The following is a 19,298-nucleotide window of genomic DNA, read 5'->3' as shown; positions in this document are numbered from 1 at the left end:
CCTTAGCCAGAAGAAATATTATTTTCTTAATTAAGAGCTCTGGTTTTCTTCGCTCATTACCGGCGTTGCGCTAACACTTTTAGTAACTAACAAGTAAACCACGGGCAATACAAATAGTGTTAATAAAATTGTTGTCAACATTCCCCCCACCATAGGCGCAGCGAGTCGACTCATTACCTCTGAACCGGTACCGGTTCCGTACAAAATAGGGACTAAACCTATTACGGTTGCACCGGCAGTCATGATCACAGGTCGAACGCGTTTAGAGGCACCTTCGACAATAATTTCGGCAATGTCATTTTTTGAATATTCTTTTAGGATTACATTATCGTCACCTTCACCGATTTTTTGTTGATTATTATTCTGTATCACGTGATCTTTAAATGCTTGATTTAAATACACTAGCATAATAACGCCCGTTTCGGCAGCAACACCGGCTAACGCTATTAATCCAACCCCTGCGGCAATTGAGAAGTTAAAATTCAATATGTACATCAGCCATAAACTACCAACTAACGCCACCGGTAATGTCAGTAGCAACATGGTAACCTGCGTAAAGGATTTAAAGTTTAGATACAGCAACACAATAATAATGGCGATGGTTAAGGGTATTACGTAAGTGAGTTTTTCTTTGGCACGCTCTAGGTATTCAAACTGACCAGACCACGTAACAGAATAACCCACCGGCAAATCTAGATTTTCATTCAAATAATCTTTTGCCGTGGTAACGTAGGTACCTAAATCTACACCCGCTACATCGATAAATACCCAACCATTTACACGAGCATTTTCGCTTTTAATGTTAGGTGGCCCTTCGACAATTTTTATGTCAGCAACATCGGCAAGTGCAATACGTTGACCACTTTCGGTAACAATAGGCAACAATTCGAGTTTTTCTGGTGAGTCACGATACGCTTGCGGATAACGAATATTCACCGGATACCGCTCTAACCCTTCAACGGTTTGTGTGATGTTAACACCGCCCACAGCCGTAGAAATGACCTGTTGAATATCGTCAATATTTAAACCAAAGCGAACGGCCTGCTCGCGTTTTAAATCGATTTCTAAATATCGACCTCCAGCAACGCGCTCGGAGTAAACCGATGCTGTGCCTGGAAAATCTCCCAGCAGGTTTTCTACCTGTTCGCCAATGCCTTGAATAGTTTTTAAATTGGGACCGGCAATTTTTAAACCCACGGGAGTTTTAATACCAGTTGCCAGCATATCTATGCGGGTTTTAATCGGCATTACCCAAGCGTTGGTTAAGCCGGGAACCTGGACGATAGATTCCAATTCAGATTTTAAATCCGAAAATGTCAAACCATCACGCCATTCACTTTTGTCTTTAAACTGAATAAAGGTTTCAATCATGGTTAAGGGCGCAGGATCTGTGGCGGTTTCAGCCCGACCAATTTTACCGAAAACGGTTTTTACTTCAGGTACTGTTTTTATTAATTTATCGGTTTGTTGAAGAATTTCACGCGCTTTACCAATGGACACACCAGGATAAGTCGTCGGCATGTACATTAAATCGCCTTCGTTTAATTCTGGCATAAACTCACTGCCAATATTAAATAACGGCCAAACTCCCGAAATCAAAACACCAATAAATACCGCTAAGGTTAGCTTAGGGAATTTAAGTACCCTTTTTAACAAGGGGCGATAACTATTCATCAAAAAACGATTAATGGGATTTTCTTGCTCGGTACGAATTCTACCGCGCACAAAATAACCCATTAACACCGGCACAAGCGTCACTGCCAACGCAGCAGAGGCTGCCATGGCAAAGGTTTTGGTATACGCAAGTGGCGCAAACATTTTTCCTTCTTGCGCCTCTAGCGTAAATACCGGTAAAAAACTCACGGTAATAATCAACAAACTAAAAAAGAGTCCTGGACCAACTTCAACGGAAGATTTAGCGACCAAATTCCAGCGCTCTTGATTCGTGAGCTGAATATTATTTTTAGAATAGTCTTCTAAATGTTTATGAAGGTTTTCAATCATTACAATGGCACCATCAATCATGGCACCAATTGCAATCGCGATACCACCTAAAGACATGATATTGGCGTTAAGACCTTGCCAGTGCATAACAATAAATGCGGTAAGAATACCAATTGGCAAACTAATCATAGCGACCAGCGATGACCTTAAATGCATTAAAAACACAATGCATACAACCGCCACCATGATTAATTCTTCGGCGAGTTTTTGCCACAAATTATCGATGGCCGAAGTGATTAATTCTGATCGATCATACACAGGCACCAACTCTACCCCAGCCGGTAAACTGCTTTTTAGTGCCTCAATTTTTTCTTTAACGGCATCGATGGTTTGTTGTGCATTTTCACCAAAACGCATCACCACAATTCCACCTACCGATTCACCCAAACCGTTAAACTCGGAAATACCGCGACGCATTTGTGGGCCAACAGAAATCGTCGCAACGTCTTTAAGCAACAGTGGCGTGCCTTGGCCGCTTACTCCCAGCGGAATATTGCTAAGGTCTTGTTCTGACTTTAAATAACCCGAAGCGCGAACCACATATTCGGCCTCCGCCAACTCAATTACAGAAGCACCGACCTCTTGGTTTGCTTGTCGAATGGCATTTTGAATATGCGTGAGCGGAATATCAAAGGCGCGCAATCGCTCGGGATCAACCTCAACTTGATATTGTTTTACCATACCGCCAACGGTTGCGACCTCAGCAACACCGGGTACCGATTGCAGTTCAAATTTTAAAAACCAATCTTGCAAGCTTCTAAGCTGATTAATGTCATGCTGACCAGTCTTATCAATTAACGCGTATAAATACACCCAGCCCACACCGGTGGCATCCGGCCCTAATTGTGGCGATGCATTTGCCGGTAATTGTGGCGCAACTTGGTTTAAATATTCTAAAACGCGTGAACGTGCCCAATAGAGATCGGTTTTATCTTCAAAAATAATATAAACGTAAGAATCACCAAAAAACGAAAATCCTCGAACCGTTTGCGCGCCCGGAACCGATAACATGGCTGTGGTTAATGGATAAGTAACCTGATCTTGCACAACTTGCGGCGCCTGGCCCGGATAACTGGTTTTTATAATGACTTGTACATCCGACAGATCCGGTATGGCGTCTACGGGTGTATTTTTCACCGAGTACAAACCGCCAACGCTTAAAATAACCGTTGCTAACAAAACTAAAACACGATTTTGAATCGACCAATAAATAACTTTTTCAATCATAATTGGCCACCATTATTCTCAGCGTGATTATGCTCGGTGTGGTTGTGTTCGTTGGATGAATTATTAGAGTCTGGCATTTCCATGGTTGAATCTTCCATTGATTTTGCCTTATCGGCAGACATGGCCTCTAAATTCATACTCTTTGAATCCATGGTTTCTGAACTCATCAAAGCCTTGGATTCCATTGTCATGTTTTCGTGAGCATTCATACCCTGAAGCAAGTCCGAGGGCTTATGATCCAGAATATCCAATATAATAAACTCGCCACTGCTCACCAAAAATTTAAATGTTAAAGAATCCCCTTTAGCAAAATCTTGAATTTGATAAGGCGCTTCTAAAATAAAATCTACGGTTGCCGCTGGACGATTCCATTTTTCGATGGCTTCACGGTGAATCGTTAGCTGATTATTTTCTGCGTCAATTTCTAATATTTCACCACGCGTTTCCGCAATCGAAGGCTTACGCGCAACATCGCTGTCTAAGCGTTTAAAATCCGACGTTTTGCTAGACTCAGAATCCAATAAAAACTGTGCTGCGGTGACAACTTTTTCACCCTCATAAATGCCCGAGAGAATTTCAGTGTATTCGCCTTCAACGCGACCAATATTAACCTCTACAGATTTAAACTCACCATTGCCTTTAGCAAGTACGACTCGCGCTTGATCACCGGTACGAATAACGGCACTTTTCTCAACAGTAAGCGCTTTATATTTTGAATTACCCAATATTTTTACGTCGGCAAACATATTAGGTTTTAATAGATACTCTGGATTTTTAAATTTTAAACGCACACGCAGTGTTCGCATTTTTTCATCAAGCACAGGATAAATATAATCAACCTCTCCAGCCCACTCTTTGGTAGTGTCAAATCCTAGAGTCATAATCACCGGCTCACCAACTTCAATTAAACGCGCTTGACGTTCAAATACTTCAGCCTCTACCCAGACAGAATCTAAATTAACAATACTCAATAAAGTTAAACCTGGTTTAATGTAAAAACCTTCGCGTATGTTTAGGTTATCGATAATGCCTGATTGCGGAGCAGAAAAAATTACGTTGTTTTCAATTTTGCGTTGTTTTTTTATTTTTGCAATAAAGCCTTCTGGCACCTGTAAGGCTTTTAAGCGTTCTTCGGCCGCTTTAATTAACGGTGTATTATTGCGGTTCAATGCCAGTAATAACTCTTCTTGCGCCGTTACCAATTGTGGCGAATACAACGAATAAACCGGTTCGCCTTTTTCAACTGGGTCACCCGCCGCCTTGATGTATAACTTTTCAATCCAACCTTCAACGCGCGGATGCATATGCACTAATTGATCTTCGTCGTAGGTTACATAACCCACCGTTTGAATTTCTGTCGGTAAATTTCTGACTACTGCACGCGAAGTTCGCACACCAATACTGTTCACAATTTGCGAATTAATTTGTACGGTGCCTACGTCTTGGCTTTGTTGTGCATTGGCGTAAACCGGGATTAAATCCATACCCATGGGTGATTTTCCGGGCCCGTCGCGTCTAAAATTCGGGTCCATAGGTGCAACCCAATACAAAGGCTCATCATCTGCTGCATCTGCCGAACCGCCTGCGGCAGTCATGGTGAGAGTAGCTAAAAGACTGTAGCCGACAATACCAACTACCGCCCCCACACTAACTAACAGTAACGATTTAATCGAAAATAAATTGTTCATTTTTAAATACCTGAATTGGCCTCAATACAAGCCATTAAAGGGTGTATTCGGTTAAAAGATAATGGATGTCTGCGCTTAGCGAAGTACGAGTTGACCAAAGCGATAAATAATCGATTTGCGTATTTAACTCATTACCTTTGGCTCGCAAAAACTCAGAAAAACTGCCATTGCCCGCCGAGTAAGCGGCAAGATAAGACTCTACCAACTCTTGATTTTGGCCGAGAAATTGAGACTGATAGATCTCTATACGTTCGTTAACGATTTTATATTGTGCAATGGACGATTGTGTTTTTGCCGAAAATCCGAGCAATAACTGATCGAGTTCTAACTGCGCAGCGCTGGCTTTTTCTTGCGCTGCTTTTACCGATTGGCTTTGACGATTACGTGTAAAAACCGGTAAATCGAAAGTAACGCCTAACGTTAAAAAGTCGGCACGGCTGTCACCTACTGGATTATTTTCACGATAACCATACTGAGCACGTAAGGTCCAATCGGGTAAATAGTCTTGTTTTTCTAATTGCACCTGCAATTGTTGCTCTTTATATCGTTGATCAACAGCAACTGCGGCCGGATGTCGCTTCTGCATTTGAATAAAATCAGAACTCGATAGTAAAGTTAAATTATTCGCCATGACCAAAAAATCAGGTAAGCTCGATAAAACAACCTTGTTACCACCCACTACATAATTATTTACAGACTCAAGCACATCTTGCACCTGCTCATGATTGGCGAACTCAAGTAGCAAGGCTTGGGTGCTGTTTAATTCACTGGTTATTTGTAAATATTTTTCGTTCAAGCGAGTAATTTCTAATTGCGCAAGCAACAAGTCTTGCTGGCTAATGCTGCTTAAACCACTGGCATAACTCGATTGCAAACTGTTGCTAAGTTGTTCTAGCAGTATTTGATCGTCTTTAATTAATAATAAGGCTAATTTTTTAGCAACTAATCTCGACCACAACTGAGTGATCGAACGCGCAATATCTGCCCTACGATTCGCGGCCAATGCAGGAAAACGATTACCGGCAATGTTTTTTTGTTCTGATTTTAGCGATCGTTTTTTACCACCCGGAAACTCCTGACTGATACCAATTTGAAATTGCGTCATGGGCTCTTGGTTAACATCAAACGTGTCGATAGGAAGATTAGCGTAAGCCAAATTAATTTTTGGATCTTTAAGCTGTCGGTCGGCAATAGATTCCGCCTCGGCAGCAGTCTTTAAGTGACGCGTTTGAGCCAAGTATGGATCATTAGTAATCGCAGACTCTATCAGCTCGTTTAATACCGGTGGTAAATTCTCAAACGACTGCTGCGCACCAATAGATACCGAACTAAAGACAAACACACAGGCCGTTAGGCTTCGAATAATACAACTCAATGAGGAATTGTTTTTCACAACACCAACCTTTTTAACAATAATGTCTCGCCAAAACAGTGCTCATATCAAAAACGAACAAACAGCATTGGCCGTAACGCAAAGAATTTAAACGCGTAAATTCAAGAAATTAGTAGGCAAAATACCCACTAGGGCTAGGACTTTAAAATTTGGGAGGGCGAAAAAAAACGGAGACAGTACGAGTAACAGACTGAAGATAGGCAGCGAAGTGGGATTTCGCTGAAATAATTACGGAAAAATTAAAAGACTCTACCGGCACAACCACATGATAAGAACAATGTTCTAAATCACAACTACCACTGTCACAGCAACTCATGGAGCCAGATGCAGTATTGGCTTCAGTTTTGGTATTTACCGATTTTAAATCCATCGACTGATCAGAATCGTGGCAATGATGAGTATCGGTAGATGGATTAGATGAGCCTACCTGCAAACTCTGCAAAGCCGAAGAATTCGACAAGGAATCTACCGAGCGAGTATCAAGCGCTGTAGGGTGAGATTCGCCCATAGCGCAATTCATCGCAAACACCGCCGTGCTTTGCGTGAAATACGCAAGCAAGCAGATAAAGGCAATGATGACTCGGCGATTTAGCATTAGCGGCTCATAGACAATTAATCGGCCAATGTTAACGCCATTCCAAAACAGGTTCAACCGAGCACAACACATCACTCCAAGCAGATCAATAATTGCCCACTTTTGTAGGTTGTAAACCAGTCATCACGACAAACCTAACCACCGACGCACAGGCTTGATAGGTTTTAGCAAAAGATCAATCACAACAAGCATCACCACAGTGACCAGCACCGCCGGTAACAAGGCTGCACAAATCATCAAAACAACCAACATAACACCGGTAATACGTGTACCCATGGCTTTTGGCGTACCCAACTGGTGATTGGGTTTGCGTTTCCACCACAGCACAAAACCACTCACACTCATAAAAATCAGACCAACCGTAGTAAACACCCCCAGCAGTTGGTTAAACCAGCCAAATAACTGGCCTTCGTGGGCGGCAATTCCCCAACCGACAATCTGGTCAACAATTTTACGCTCAGAAAACGGTTGCAGAATTATAAGTTCGCCGCTTGCGCCATCGATCCATGCATCGGCGCGCTTAGGGCGATTTTGGCTGAGAGAACTGGCCTTCCATACGTTGTTTTGAGTATCACTCACCGAAAGCGTTACCGGATAAGCCAATTGAAGTTCAACCGCCGTGTTGTAAACCGATTCCGATAACTGAGCATTACGCACCGCTTGGGAGCTCCAACGGAGCTTTTCTAAATCGGCACTGGTGCTCCAATCTTGTTGCAGTTCTGGCTCAAACCATTTTCTGGATTTTTCAAAAGCACTACCCCACCCTTGCGTCCAAGGTAATCCTGTTACCAACAAAAATAAGGCAAAAATGCTGATCCAAATTCCAATCACCACGTGCAAATCTTTCCAGAGTTTGCGGCCTCGTAACTGCAATCGCGGATATAAAACTCCAGCAAATCCAGAACTGTTTCGTGGCCACCACAAAATGACACCGGTTACCAACAATACAATGGCCCAGCTCGCGCATAGCTCTACAAAATAAGAGCCGTAACTGCCCATAAAAATAGATTCGTGTAAGTCTTTTAATAATTCGGTAAATAATTGATCAAAACGTACTACGTCGATTACAGATAAATTGTACGGATTAACGTAAACAAAATAGCGAACACCTTCCGAGAGCACGCTAATGCGTACTGCATCGCTGTCGTTTTTAGGCAAGCGATATAAATGAAAACGAGCATTGGGCAAAGCGCTTTGTGCAGTGGCTATAATTTGGTTTGGTGTTGCACGGCTGGCATCAACACTAATATTGTTGTAAGAAGATTCTCGAAAAGCCTCTATTTGTGGTTTAAAAAGATATAAACCACCCGAAATAGACATAAAAATAATGACCGGAAAACACAACAGACCAATATAAAAATGCCAGCGCCATACATTGCGGTACAAAACGGATTGACTGTTGACCATAAAAATTACACCTAAAAAGACGTCCCTGTTGCTACGCACGCAACACGAAAATTATTAACACTTTGTGAAATTCTGATTTACAAAACGCCACAAAACGTTATATCAAACCCATTTGCAGTGAATAAATATTACAAAAAGCCAGTACTCAACCTGTAGTGACAAAATGCCGCATAGCTGCGTTAAAGGATCATCCCAAGGTATAATCAACGTCCATTTTGAATAATCAGCTGGCAAGCTTGGGGAACAATGGTCTTACACCAATTAAAACGCTCTCTGTTTGATCGGCCGGACGGAATTATTAAGAACATTCTAATGTTGAGAATGGCACTAATCGTAATTTCTGCCGGCTTATTGATTGCCCAAAAGAACATCGATTTATTAGAAGTGCGCGGCAACTGGCCGTTTGTTGTATTAGCAATGATGATGGCCTGGTCTTTAATTGCGTTTAAAACGGCAAGGTTACAGCAAGCCAACAGCCTAGTGCGCGAACTGATCATCGATATTAGCTGGGTATTAGCCATCGCCTACACCACCGGCGGCACGTCTAACCCATTTATTTATTATTATTTAGTCATTACGGCAATTGCCGCGGTTACACTCACTTTTAAACAAGCGTGGATGATTTGTGCATTAGGCATAATGTTGTATACGGCTTTACTCATTAGCGATTCACAACAGCATTTTGCGCATTTCTCTACCGATTACCGTGTTCATCTTGTAGCCATGTGGTTGAACTATCTCGCCGGAACCATCATTACTTGCTTTTTTATCACCAATTTAATGCGATTAATAAGACAGCAAGAATTTCAGCTCTCGGCCGCACGTGAAGAAAATCTTAAAAATGAACAATTAATCGCACTGGCAACCGTTGCTGCATCTACCGTACACAACTTAGCGACACCCATTTCAACCGTAAAATTAATTGCCGAAGATATTTTAGAACAGCAATCGCTACCTGAAGACATTAAAAACGACGCCTTGTTAATGAAAACACAGCTAGAACGCTGCTTTTCAACCATGAAAAACCTATCCAACCTTGCACAGCAATCAGAAGATCTAAAACCGGTTTCTGTGAGTGATATTGTAGAAAGCATTAAAGAGCATTATTCGTTGCAAAAAATAGAGCAAGCACCGGTTATTTACGACAACGCCTGCGGCAAGCTAAAAATTCTCTCAAACGAACTCTTCTACTACGCATTAATTAATCTTATTAATAACGCCATTGATTCATCAAACGAACACCCAACATTAGCGTTTAACACACATCAACAGCAACTAACCATCACCATTGAAAACCAAAGCGAACTTAATGCCGAGCAAATATTGGTGCGTTGGGGTAAACCCAAAACCTCAAATAAAGAAACCGGCTTGGGTATAGGATCATTTTTGGCCAACAGCACCATCGAAAAACAAGGTGGCACCGTAGGCTTAGAAATTACTCCCGTAGAAGATACAACAAAAACCGACGTTACCATTCGGGTAACCGTAAGCTTTCCAATCATTAGCAACAGTATTTAATTATGTCGCAAAAGATTATTTATTTAGAAGACGATGCTGCACTAGGGTTAATTACCAGCCGCTCCCTTACCAAGAAAGGTTTTGAGGTAACCCACGTAGAAACTCTACTAGCATTTAAAGAAGCCTTTAATAAAGAAGAATACGACTACGCATTATTGGATTTAAAAATTGGTACCGACACCTCGTTAGAATTACTAAACGAAATACCCAACCTTATAGAAATACCCACCGTGTTTTTAACCGGCTACGGTACCATTCGCACAGCCGTAAAAGCCATAAAACTGGGCGCCGCTAACTTTTTAACAAAACCTGCGTCAATTTCTGAAATAATCAGCGCGTTTGAAAATCTAGACAACGAACTTTTAGCCAAAGAAGAAAACCTAAAACCACTAACCCTAAAAAAACTCGAATGGGAAGCCATTCAAACCGCACTCGACGACAACGACGGCAACATATCCGCGGCGGCCCGACAACTTAATATGCACAGAAGAACACTACAGAGAAAACTACAAAAGCGGCATTTAGAAAATGACTGAACATTAATGACTAAACATGGTAGTAACAAAGCTAATATTTATCTCTAAAGCCAGAAGCTACATCAGCTAAACTAAGCATTAACAAATTGTCTCGGTATTTCGCATGAGCTCCATTTAAAAGGGTAATCAGTAGATAGCAGCTCGGATTAAAATAGCCTTGACAATATACAATGTGCGTATCACTGGTACGGTCAAATTGCAGTAATCGAACGCCCCATGACTTTCTATCGTTTAAATGTACATGCATTAACCCAGCGGTTTTGATTGCTTCTGGCCGGTTAAAACTCACATCCCTACCAAAATAGTTTTGCGTTTCGCCAGTTTTTTTATAAATTTTGAATTTGGATACTAAAGGAAACTCTGATTAACCTAGAGTTTCTCGCGACACAAGGATGTGTCGCCAATTTCAAGAACGGTAAGTGATTGAAATTGTGAAGAAATTGGAAATCGCATTTTCAATTTCTGCCCTCTGATTAAATCATGGATGAGTTAATCAGAGGTTCCTAAAAGTTGCAATTCCGAATCGGGTAACCCTTCTCTGATTATCTGACTGGTAAAAACTCTTACCGCCATTCCTCAAACTCTTGTATTACAGATTTCGAGATCTTTAGTTTCCGTTCCTGTTTTGCAGCAGTATCAATTTTTTCTTTTTTACTCAGACCTTTTGCATTTTTAATTTTGTTCTGATCAAGGGTACTCGTTTTTGTGATGGATGGCTTCTTTTTGTCCATGTTTATTAATTCTCCTGAACTTGATATCTTGCAACCTCAACAAAGTCGAATTGAGCGACATCATTCATTCCATATTCAACATAATCGGCGCTCACAATCTTTGACACTAAATTGTTTAAATCGAATTCGCAGGTTTGTAAAAATTGGACAAGTTCATACAAACTATTTTTGTTTTGAAAAGGAGTTATCGTGTATTGATCAACGATTCTAGGAGACTTAGATACTTCTCTTTCTATAACAATATAAGACTCATCCCCTTCACCATAAACGTGAACTGTGACTGCGTCTTCCCTATAGAATCTATCTTGGCCTGAAATTAATCCCATCCAATTTATAAGATTTTTGAGCTCCAATATCCACCTCCTAAAACAACTTATTCATACCAACAACCGAATTTTAACTCTAAATTATAAACGCTTCATCAAATGTGCGTCACAGAGCATATTACCCTTGCACTGCTTTTGAAATATTAATGGATTTGAGTAAATATCCTTAAAAGTTAATTTATGTACTCACTATTGTGACCCCACCTAGTCAGGAGGAATCCATGCTTTGACGGGAAGTACTTTAGCTTGAACGCCAAAAGCATAACTTTCTTGATGCGAATGCGGTCCTAGATATAAAATAAAATCACAAAACTTATCTAGTTCCTTATAAATTTTATTTCCTGTTGCGCAAGTATAAAGCAAAGCAACTTTGATTTCGCGATCTTCTTTGGAGGCATTAACAGTGATATATGCGCCTAGTTTCACAGGATCACCAAAAGAATGACATTGCCATCCCTTATTCCTTAAGCTAGATATAATCTGATCATTCATTTCTTTCGATAACAAAGCTGCTCTACGATGCCAACCATCATCCGAAGCAATGTCATTAAAAGGTAAGCAGTTAGCAACTTGTAACTGCTGAAGAAAATTATTTTTAAAATATTGACAGATTTCGCAAGCTGAAATTTCGAGTTTAAAAGAATTACTCCGTTCATCAGGCGTAGGCGGAAAAATACTCACGCCACTCCCCTCCAACGCAAAACACTCTACAAAGGCAAGGGCTTGAATTAATCCGATTGCTCGAAAGAAGTTCGATGTATTCTGCCAGATATCTGATTTAGCATGAGCAAAAAAATGGCGGTTAAATCCCGAATGATTATCGTAGTTATCTGTCTTAGAATAAAAACTATTGATCAACCAATATCTGATCGACTCTAAAACAAAAACGCGTTCATTCATTACTTTTAAAACTTCTAACTTTATGTACTCTGGTGGTATCCAGTCAACATTTTCAATATGAATTTTAATAACTTTCTTTTGAGCCAAATCTATGCATTTGTTAACCTTATTAATTAAATCTAAATCCGTACTACTAACATTAATAATCGAATTGAGAATATCTTCTATTATTGGAATTAAGGCTGCTATTGCAACCACTTTCATACCACTATAAAAAGCCAATATTGACTCTTTGATAATAGGCAAATGTTTGGAAATGGCTCTTGAGCCAGAAAGAGTTTGAACAGTTACAGGAATAATGTTATCAAGCGTGTAAATTGATGTAAGGCAATGTTCAAAACGCTCTTGTAATAGCCTTTTATTCCAATTCCTATATTCATTTAAATCTATGCCCATTGCATGAATAGCATCGTCGATTTTGCCTCTAGCTATAAAAAGAGGCATAAACCAATCAACCGACTGCCAAAATTTTTCATAATTTTGAATCTGAATTATATTTTGCTTATATAAATTATTTTCATTGAGTTTCTGACGGGGATAAAGAGCAGAACCTTCATTTGTTTTTATTAAAATGGCTTCGATTTCGGAATTCCATCCAAATTTAATCTCTGCAATATTTTTAACAACCAACCCACGAGCTTCAGCAAATGTTTTTACCTCATCAATAGTCACATCCGAAATTTGGGACGAATTATTATACCTATCCCATATTGCTCGAATATGTTTATGTGGTCGCATCCCTACATCCATTTAGATTTCTAAACTTCCTAACAATTAAATCTATGACAATCTATCACTGTATCCATCCTCTCAACAGAGCCATTGACAACCTTACAAATGGATTATCAGAAAGTATTCCAGTTAATTCTTGTGCACCATTTAAAAGCGCGTCCTTGAGGGCCAACGAAATAGGTTTTTTATTTTTTATATCAGAGGTGATTTTTTGTTTCACGCATTCAATTTTGAAGTTGTCATCTGCATCTGGAAATTGAACATTAAGATCTTCAAACATTGTACTCAGGTATATGCGAATAGCACTACTATTCTCATGATTAGAATTGATATTGTTATTGTCACCAGAATTCAATATCCCCGCGACATGCCCGGTAACACTTATAGATCGATTGCTCATACGTCAGCTCTTCAATATATATTATTACTATCACCAGAAATTAAATTACCTGAAACATCACCGTTAATTTCTATTTTTCGATCACTCATATCAACCACATTAGTACTCATGTCGATAACAAATTCTCTATTGGAAGAAGATGTCATTATTTTGTACATCGAATTTATTATATTTAATAAACCATCCTTATCCGTACTTCTAAAATAATGTCGCCCTCCAGAATTCAAAAGAACACAAAGATAGTGAACCTGTTTGATATTTTTATGCTTCCTATATACCATGTAAGCGATTATTAAAAAAATGACTCCAACAAATATCGTCAACAACAAAATCCCAAAAAATACCAGAAAAAATATTTCTTTTTTTGGAAACTTTTGTTTTTCGTATTCACCAACAGAAAATCCCGTCACATTCGAAAATTGGTAGACGTACTTACCAAACTTCAAACAACCACGATTAATGACAATACGATCCGAATCTTCAAAATTTAACCCGTCATCAAAAATAGATAACAACTTATTCTCCATAAGATCCTCTTTATTATCAAACCTGCCACACATATTTTGCGTGCCTAATAATTTTGAATAAACTATCTTTAATTTAGAACTACGTCAATCATTCCATTTAACTTACATTCAAATTATCATAAACTGTGATTAAAGGGGATTTTCAACGTTCATACTCTCTGTCTTTGATAGAATTAAAGTTCTATAAACTTCATTTTTTATAATGCATTGAAACCTTTTGGTAAAAATAACCAAAGGACATGATTTTTAATTTGAATGGTTTCTAATGAAGAAAAATAACGAACAACACTTCCCTGTGTCGTCGATCTCTTTTTTATTTCACTAAAAATATCTTTTTACAGCTTAGGTAATTTTTGCCCTTGTACCCATGGTGCTCCTGCTTTTTGAAGTTCGGCTTCAAAGGCTGGAATGTCTTTGGTTAGTATTAAATCCAGTTGGTTGACAAGGTCGGTGAGTTCTTCACGGGCGATGTCTAGACTGGTTCGCATGGCGGGTGTTGGGCCGTAGGTTGAGCGGAAGGTGCCAATTAGGACGTGTGATAAGCGATCACCAATTCCTGTGGTGTCGTTTACGGCGCCGACTTGGTTCTTGGCTGGGTTGCCATCGACTTGCACGCTCATACCGAGCAGCTTGGTGCGTAATGCTGAGTATTTTGCATCTAGTGTTCCCGGTGCAGATTGAGTTCTAGATAGCGCGGTATTTAGGTCATCTAAATGTGCAACCGCTGAACTTAATGCGGCGCTTGCAGCACTGGCAACGCGTTGTACATCAGCAATTTCTTTCCAGAATGCGGCAACGGCTTCGGCATCAATTTCTTTTAAAGCTCCTTTGGTGTGCATTGGTACAACATCAAAGTTTTGCGGCGCAACCAATTCGGTTACCGTGCCATTAATTTCTTTGCTGATGCTAACGCTGTAAACACCGGGCGCAATTAACATGCCTTGAGGTTCGTCGGATAAAAAGCCACCTTCGCTACCCACAGCTTCGTGCGCTGGCAATCGCAAGTCCCAACTGATGCGATGAATGCCTTTTTTCGCAGAACAACTACCCGACTTTAATGCGGCATCGTCACAATTAATGGCATTAATTTTACGAATAACATTGCCGTCAACATCACGAATGGTAAACCACAGTGCTGGAGCTGGTTGCAATTCTTCTGCTTGCAATGCATCCCAACTTGGCAAGGTTAACGATTTTTTATCGTCTTTCAGTTTTTTCTCTGCGGCTTTGCGTTCACCTTTTAGAGTTTTAATGTCGTCTTTTAAATAATAGGTAAAAGTCGCACCAAACTCTGGATTAGGCGCGGAAAAGGTACTCGCACCTTGTGAACCTAACGCACTTAAACCGAGCGGTTGACGCTCTATGTACCAAAGCGCTTTACGGGTTGGAAATAACAAGGCTTCTTGTTCGAGCTTTTTCTCGGTTAATTCGCGCAGCGCACTGTAGTCGTCTAACACAAAAAATCCACGGCCAAACGATGCACCAATTAAATCGTTTTCACGGCGTTGAATGGCTAAATCACGGAAAGATATGGTCGGCACGCCACCGGTTAATTCGATCCATTTTTTACCCGAGTCGACTGAGAAAAATACGCCAAATTCCGTACCCACAAACAACAGATTAGGATCAACGTGATCTTGCACTAAACGCCAAACCAAGTGTTTCTCGGGTAAATCGCCAGAGATTTTTGTCCAGGATTTTCCGAGGTTAGTACTTTTATAAAGATACGGCGTAAAGTCACCGTGCTTGTGATTATCTAGGGCCACATAAACGGTATTGGCATCGAATAAATCGGCTTTAATATCGTTAATAAAAGCGGTTTTAGGCACACCCGGCAATTTATTAACGTCTATTTTTTGCCAATTTTTACCGCCGTCTTGTGTTACCTGAATATGACCGTCATCGGTGCCCGCATAAATAACTCCGGCTTTTACGGGTGATTCTGCCAGTGAGGTAATGGTGCTAAATTGCGACATGGCGTAAATGTCCCACGCGCCATCCCAACCTTGGCTGCCACCCATAATGGGTTGACGAATGCGCTCTAGGTTTTTGGTTAAATCACCAGAGATCGCCGTCCAAGTATCGCCACGATCTTCCGATTGCCACACGCGATGCGACGCAAAATACAAGCGCGAAGGTTTGTGCGGGCTCACCAAAATAGGCGCGTCCCAGTTAAAGCGCTCGGGAGGCTCACCTTTGCCCGGTTGCGGCTGAATATAAACCACTTCGCCATTGGTGCGATCGTAACGGGTTAAATTGCCCTGCTGCCATTCGGCGTAAACAATATCGGGATTACCCGGTTCTGTTGCCGGTTGATGGCCGTCACCAAATAAAATCACCGACCAATCGGAATTTAAAATACCGTGGCCGCTGTCGGTGCGCGAAGGCCCGCCTTGGGTATTGTTATCTTGGGTACCGGCGTAAATATTGTAAAAAGGTAGGTCATCATCAACGGCAAGCTTGTAGTACTGCGTTACCGGTAAATTAGAAATAAAACGCCAATTCGCGCCGTTATCAAAGCTTTCGTACAAACCGCCGTCGGTGCCCACCATCATGTAATCTTTATCACCGGCGATAAATTCCATGGAATGGTTATCGGAATGCTTGTGTTCTTCCTTCATGGCGTTGAATGTTTTACCGCCATCGGTAGATTCCAGCATGCGCACGTTGGCTAAAAAGATGTGATCAAGCTTGTGCGGGCTGGCGTAAAGCTCTTGATAATAATGCGGGCCGGTACCGCCAGAAACCGCATCGGCGCCTTTCACCCAAGACGCACCGCGATTACTGGAGCGATACACGGCACCGGTGCGGCGATCTAACTCGATGGCCGCATAAACAATATCCGGGTCAATGGGCGAAATCGCTAAACCAATTTTACCCATTTCCCCTTCGGGCAAACCTTGGGTTAACTTCTGCCAGGTTTCTCCACCGTCTACCGACTTGTGCAAACCAGAACCCGGGCCGCCGCCGTAATAGGCCGCGACGGTACGGTGACGTTGCCAAGTCGCCGCGTATAAAACATCGGGATTACGCGGATCAACCACAACATCGGTAACGCCCACCCACTCTTTATCGCCTAAAACTTGTTTCCAAGTTTCACCACCATCGGTGGTTTTGTATAAACCGCGCTCACCACCCTTCGACCACAAAGGCCCCTGCGCAGCTACCCAAACAACATCGGAATTAGTGGGATGCACAATAATTTCAGAGATATGCCCGGAATCTTTAAGGCCAAGATTTTTCCAGTTTGCGCCGGCATCATGACTCACATAAATACCATCACCAAAACTCACGTGGCGACCACCGACGTTTTCACCGGTGCCCACCCAAACGGTGTTGGGGTTACTTGGGTCAAGCGCGACCGCGCCAATTGAATACACCTCTTGACCATCAAAAATGGGCGACCAAGTCGTGCCCGAGTTGACGGTTTTCCAAACACCACCAGAACCCACGCCCACGTACCAAACGCTGGTATCGGTGGGATCAATCGCCACATCGGCAATACGGCCCGACATAAAACCGGGGCCGATATTTCTGAATTCTAATCCACCAAAGGTTTTAGACGACAACAGCGAAGCGTCGTCTTTATCTTTCTCTTGAGCCAAAACCGCAGTATTTACCGACAAACACAAACCGCCTGTCACCAAAACCCCAGTCACAGCCGATCTAATCGCCATAGCTAAACGTGAAGCCACCGTTGATCTCCTTAATATTTCTTTTTATAAGTACATTTATAGAGCCTGTTAAAAGGCGTTAAAAGCCTTGTAGAAGAAACGAATAGCGAGAAGAGTAATTCAAAAGAATTGACTTAAGTGTTAACTATTAACAGAGTAAGAATGAAAATAATGCCAAAAGTAATATTTTCGATTAAATTATTATTTTTACCATATTCAAACAATATCAACCGTTAGTAACCTTAAGCTGATTAAGCAGTGTAGCAAAGATGAACATACAAATTCCCGACGAAATAGTTGAAAAGCTTTTATTTACCGAAAAGGAATACCAAGAGATATTGGCGGTTTCTTTATATCAAATGAAAAAAATTAATGGTGTTCAAGGCGGAAGAATTACTGGTGTATCAGAAATCGAATTCCATGAAATTGTCGGAAAATGGGGCCAGCTATTTTCTTATGATGAGAACGACTTATTAGATGACATTAAAACCATAAAAAACTTTAAAAACTAGATATGAAATTAATTATTGTTTTGAGTGCTTTAGTTCTTATCTGTGGCTGCTCTACCACAAAAACTCTCTGTAAATTAACAGATGACGAGTTAAAAACACTACAAACAAAAACTCAGATTTTATTGAACGAGCCCGAAGGCGATATTTGCAACACCATAATTATTAATGATCCTTATTGCACACCAGTTTTACCGGGTTATTGCCTTGTAACCACCGAGTATTCGGGTTCAGAAAGTTGTAATCCCGTAATTGATGGACTAAGCACTTTAATTTATAAACCGGAATCGCTAGAACCCATAAACATAGTTTCGTGGCCAGCGCACAATGGGTATCTCAGAGATTTAAAGAAAACCGGACATCTACTAATCGAGTAAAAATGAAAACGAATGCTATAAATACTGATCAATTTTTACGAAATTTCATCATAATTTTCTTTAGCCAAAATAAGACGCCATCAACTCCTTGGCCTTTTTCCACAATGTTGGCGAACCTTTAGGAATAGTTTTTTCGTAACGAGCGGTTGCTTGTTCTTTGCTAACGCCAAACTCCGCCCATGTTCCACCACCGGCTTTTACGTTGTGAATTAACGGCTGAAAGCGATCTAAGGATTTTGCGAAAGCGGCATCCGGAGTTTCGCCCGCTTCAAACTCAAGCCACAATGTTTTTAATTGTTGATTGAGCTCTTCAGGCAACAATCCAAATAAACGATCTGCGGCTTTAAGCTCTTTTTCTTGTTGGTCTTTAGGTTCGGTAGAACCGTAAATGGGATGATCACCCGCATCAATCTCAACAATATCGTGAATTAACAACATACGAATCACACGATTAATATCAACACCTTCTGGCGCCTCATCCGCCAAAATCAATGCGTACATCGCCAAATGCCAAGAATGCTCCGCCGAGTTTTCCCTCCGTGAAGAATCAACTAAAGGCGAACTTCTAATAACGTTTTTTAGCTTGTCTATTTCTACTAAAAAATCAATTTTCTTATCCATACACAATAAAAACTCCTTGGTTTCGGATAATAAGTGCAATTTTCTTGAAAAGAGGTCAGCTGGTATAGTCGGCCATTTTTCTCGCCAAAGGAAAATGCACAATGAGCTATACCCAGCTGACCGATTACGAACG

Annotated in this window: 17 protein-coding genes; 4 read left to right on the top strand and 13 right to left on the bottom strand. The window is 40.9% G+C overall.

Going from position 1 to position 19,298, the window contains the following annotated elements:
- Positions 1–30 precede the first annotated feature (30 nt).
- The 5 genes from ACYQ28_RS07790 to ACYQ28_RS07770 all read right to left on the bottom strand — a co-directional run bounded on the left by ACYQ28_RS07790 (position 31) and on the right by ACYQ28_RS07770 (position 8,314).
- The gene (locus ACYQ28_RS07790; protein ID WP_460049462.1) at positions 31–3,231 is read right to left on the bottom strand and encodes an efflux RND transporter permease subunit; all 3,201 of its coding nucleotides are present in this window, start codon (positions 3,229–3,231) and stop codon (positions 31–33) included.
- The gene (locus ACYQ28_RS07785) at positions 3,228–4,919 is read right to left on the bottom strand and encodes an efflux RND transporter periplasmic adaptor subunit (RefSeq protein ID WP_460049463.1); all 1,692 of its coding nucleotides are present in this window, start codon (positions 4,917–4,919) and stop codon (positions 3,228–3,230) included. Before ACYQ28_RS07785 ends, ACYQ28_RS07790 begins: the two co-directional genes overlap by 4 nt.
- 34 nt (positions 4,920–4,953) lie before the next feature.
- Positions 4,954–6,312 (bottom strand): TolC family protein, encoded by a 1,359-nt coding sequence (locus ACYQ28_RS07780; protein WP_460049464.1) that lies wholly within the window; start codon positions 6,310–6,312, stop codon positions 4,954–4,956.
- A 142-nt stretch (positions 6,313–6,454) separates the two neighbouring features.
- Positions 6,455–6,907 carry a hypothetical protein gene (locus tag ACYQ28_RS07775; RefSeq protein ID WP_460049465.1) on the bottom strand — a complete coding sequence of 151 codons (453 nt, stop codon included), beginning with the start codon at positions 6,905–6,907 and terminating at the stop codon, positions 6,455–6,457.
- Between the two features lie 123 nt (positions 6,908–7,030).
- Positions 7,031–8,314: a PepSY-associated TM helix domain-containing protein gene (locus ACYQ28_RS07770; protein ID WP_460049466.1), complete on the bottom strand. Its 1,284-nt coding sequence runs from the start codon at positions 8,312–8,314 to the stop codon at positions 7,031–7,033.
- Positions 8,315–8,626: 312 nt separating this feature from the next.
- On the opposite strand from ACYQ28_RS07770, the gene ACYQ28_RS07765 reads away from it, so the two are divergent.
- Both ACYQ28_RS07765 and ACYQ28_RS07760 read left to right on the top strand, forming a co-directional pair.
- The gene (locus ACYQ28_RS07765) at positions 8,627–9,832 is read left to right on the top strand and encodes an ActS/PrrB/RegB family redox-sensitive histidine kinase (protein ID WP_460049467.1); all 1,206 of its coding nucleotides are present in this window, start codon (positions 8,627–8,629) and stop codon (positions 9,830–9,832) included.
- Between the two features lie 2 nt (positions 9,833–9,834).
- Positions 9,835–10,368, top strand: a complete 534-nt coding sequence (locus tag ACYQ28_RS07760) for a response regulator transcription factor (protein WP_460049468.1) — start codon at positions 9,835–9,837, stop codon at positions 10,366–10,368.
- Between the two features lie 31 nt (positions 10,369–10,399).
- Here the strand turns inward: ACYQ28_RS07760 and ACYQ28_RS07755 are convergent, their stop codons facing one another.
- From ACYQ28_RS07755 to ACYQ28_RS07725, 7 genes are all read right to left on the bottom strand, one after another.
- Positions 10,400–10,702: a type II toxin-antitoxin system YafO family toxin gene (locus ACYQ28_RS07755; RefSeq protein WP_460049484.1), complete on the bottom strand. Its 303-nt coding sequence runs from the start codon at positions 10,700–10,702 to the stop codon at positions 10,400–10,402.
- A 229-nt stretch (positions 10,703–10,931) separates the two neighbouring features.
- Entirely contained in the window at positions 10,932–11,099 is a 168-nt protein-coding gene (locus ACYQ28_RS07750; RefSeq protein ID WP_460049469.1) for a hypothetical protein, read from the bottom strand.
- 5 nt (positions 11,100–11,104) lie between these two features.
- Positions 11,105–11,452 carry a hypothetical protein gene (locus ACYQ28_RS07745; protein WP_460049470.1) on the bottom strand — a complete coding sequence of 116 codons (348 nt, stop codon included), beginning with the start codon at positions 11,450–11,452 and terminating at the stop codon, positions 11,105–11,107.
- A 177-nt stretch (positions 11,453–11,629) separates the two neighbouring features.
- On the bottom strand, positions 11,630–13,063 hold the full coding sequence (locus tag ACYQ28_RS07740; RefSeq protein ID WP_460049471.1) for a hypothetical protein: 1,434 nt from the start codon (positions 13,061–13,063) through the stop codon (positions 11,630–11,632).
- A gap of 55 nt (positions 13,064–13,118) precedes the next feature.
- The gene (locus ACYQ28_RS07735; RefSeq protein ID WP_460049472.1) at positions 13,119–13,457 is read right to left on the bottom strand and encodes a hypothetical protein; all 339 of its coding nucleotides are present in this window, start codon (positions 13,455–13,457) and stop codon (positions 13,119–13,121) included.
- An 11-nt stretch (positions 13,458–13,468) separates the two neighbouring features.
- Complete coding sequence (locus tag ACYQ28_RS07730) at positions 13,469–13,984, bottom strand: hypothetical protein (protein WP_460049473.1); 516 nt, start codon at positions 13,982–13,984, stop codon at positions 13,469–13,471.
- A gap of 335 nt (positions 13,985–14,319) precedes the next feature.
- The gene (locus ACYQ28_RS07725; protein ID WP_460049474.1) at positions 14,320–17,679 is read right to left on the bottom strand and encodes a WD40/YVTN/BNR-like repeat-containing protein; all 3,360 of its coding nucleotides are present in this window, start codon (positions 17,677–17,679) and stop codon (positions 14,320–14,322) included.
- A 248-nt stretch (positions 17,680–17,927) separates the two neighbouring features.
- Between ACYQ28_RS07725 and ACYQ28_RS07720 the strand changes: the two genes are divergently transcribed.
- Entirely contained in the window at positions 17,928–18,170 is a 243-nt protein-coding gene (locus tag ACYQ28_RS07720; RefSeq protein ID WP_460049475.1) for a UPF0175 family protein, read from the top strand.
- A 2-nt stretch (positions 18,171–18,172) separates the two neighbouring features.
- Positions 18,173–18,544, top strand: a complete 372-nt coding sequence (locus ACYQ28_RS07715; RefSeq protein ID WP_460049476.1) for a hypothetical protein — start codon at positions 18,173–18,175, stop codon at positions 18,542–18,544.
- Positions 18,545–18,604: 60 nt separating this feature from the next.
- On the opposite strand, the gene ACYQ28_RS07710 is transcribed toward ACYQ28_RS07715, so the two are convergent.
- The gene (locus tag ACYQ28_RS07710) at positions 18,605–19,165 is read right to left on the bottom strand and encodes an HD domain-containing protein (protein ID WP_460049477.1); all 561 of its coding nucleotides are present in this window, start codon (positions 19,163–19,165) and stop codon (positions 18,605–18,607) included.
- Positions 19,166–19,298 lie beyond the last annotated feature (133 nt).

The sequence above is a fragment of the Sessilibacter sp. MAH1 genome, from assembly GCF_054658315.1.
This window is presented reverse-complemented; position numbering and strand designations above follow the sequence as displayed.

Excerpts from the sequence above, each read along its gene's own strand:
- ACYQ28_RS07710 (WP_460049477.1), bottom strand. The coding sequence starts at position 19,165 with ATGGATAAGAAAATTGATTTTTTAGTAGAAATAGACAAGCTAAAAAAC.
- ACYQ28_RS07785 (WP_460049463.1), bottom strand. The coding sequence starts at position 4,919 with ATGAACAATTTATTTTCGATTAAATCGTTACTGTTAGTTAGTGTGGGG.
- ACYQ28_RS07735 (WP_460049472.1), bottom strand. The coding sequence starts at position 13,457 with ATGAGCAATCGATCTATAAGTGTTACCGGGCATGTCGCGGGGATATTG.
- ACYQ28_RS07715 (WP_460049476.1), top strand. The coding sequence starts at position 18,173 with ATGAAATTAATTATTGTTTTGAGTGCTTTAGTTCTTATCTGTGGCTGC.
- ACYQ28_RS07760 (WP_460049468.1), top strand. The coding sequence starts at position 9,835 with ATGTCGCAAAAGATTATTTATTTAGAAGACGATGCTGCACTAGGGTTA.
- ACYQ28_RS07770 (WP_460049466.1), bottom strand. The coding sequence starts at position 8,314 with ATGGTCAACAGTCAATCCGTTTTGTACCGCAATGTATGGCGCTGGCAT.
- ACYQ28_RS07720 (WP_460049475.1), top strand. The coding sequence starts at position 17,928 with ATGAACATACAAATTCCCGACGAAATAGTTGAAAAGCTTTTATTTACC.
- ACYQ28_RS07730 (WP_460049473.1), bottom strand. The coding sequence starts at position 13,984 with ATGGAGAATAAGTTGTTATCTATTTTTGATGACGGGTTAAATTTTGAA.
- ACYQ28_RS07790 (WP_460049462.1), bottom strand. The coding sequence starts at position 3,231 with ATGATTGAAAAAGTTATTTATTGGTCGATTCAAAATCGTGTTTTAGTT.
- ACYQ28_RS07740 (WP_460049471.1), bottom strand. The coding sequence starts at position 13,063 with ATGCGACCACATAAACATATTCGAGCAATATGGGATAGGTATAATAAT.
- ACYQ28_RS07765 (WP_460049467.1), top strand. The coding sequence starts at position 8,627 with ATGTTGAGAATGGCACTAATCGTAATTTCTGCCGGCTTATTGATTGCC.
- ACYQ28_RS07750 (WP_460049469.1), bottom strand. The coding sequence starts at position 11,099 with ATGGACAAAAAGAAGCCATCCATCACAAAAACGAGTACCCTTGATCAG.
- ACYQ28_RS07775 (WP_460049465.1), bottom strand. The coding sequence starts at position 6,907 with ATGCTAAATCGCCGAGTCATCATTGCCTTTATCTGCTTGCTTGCGTAT.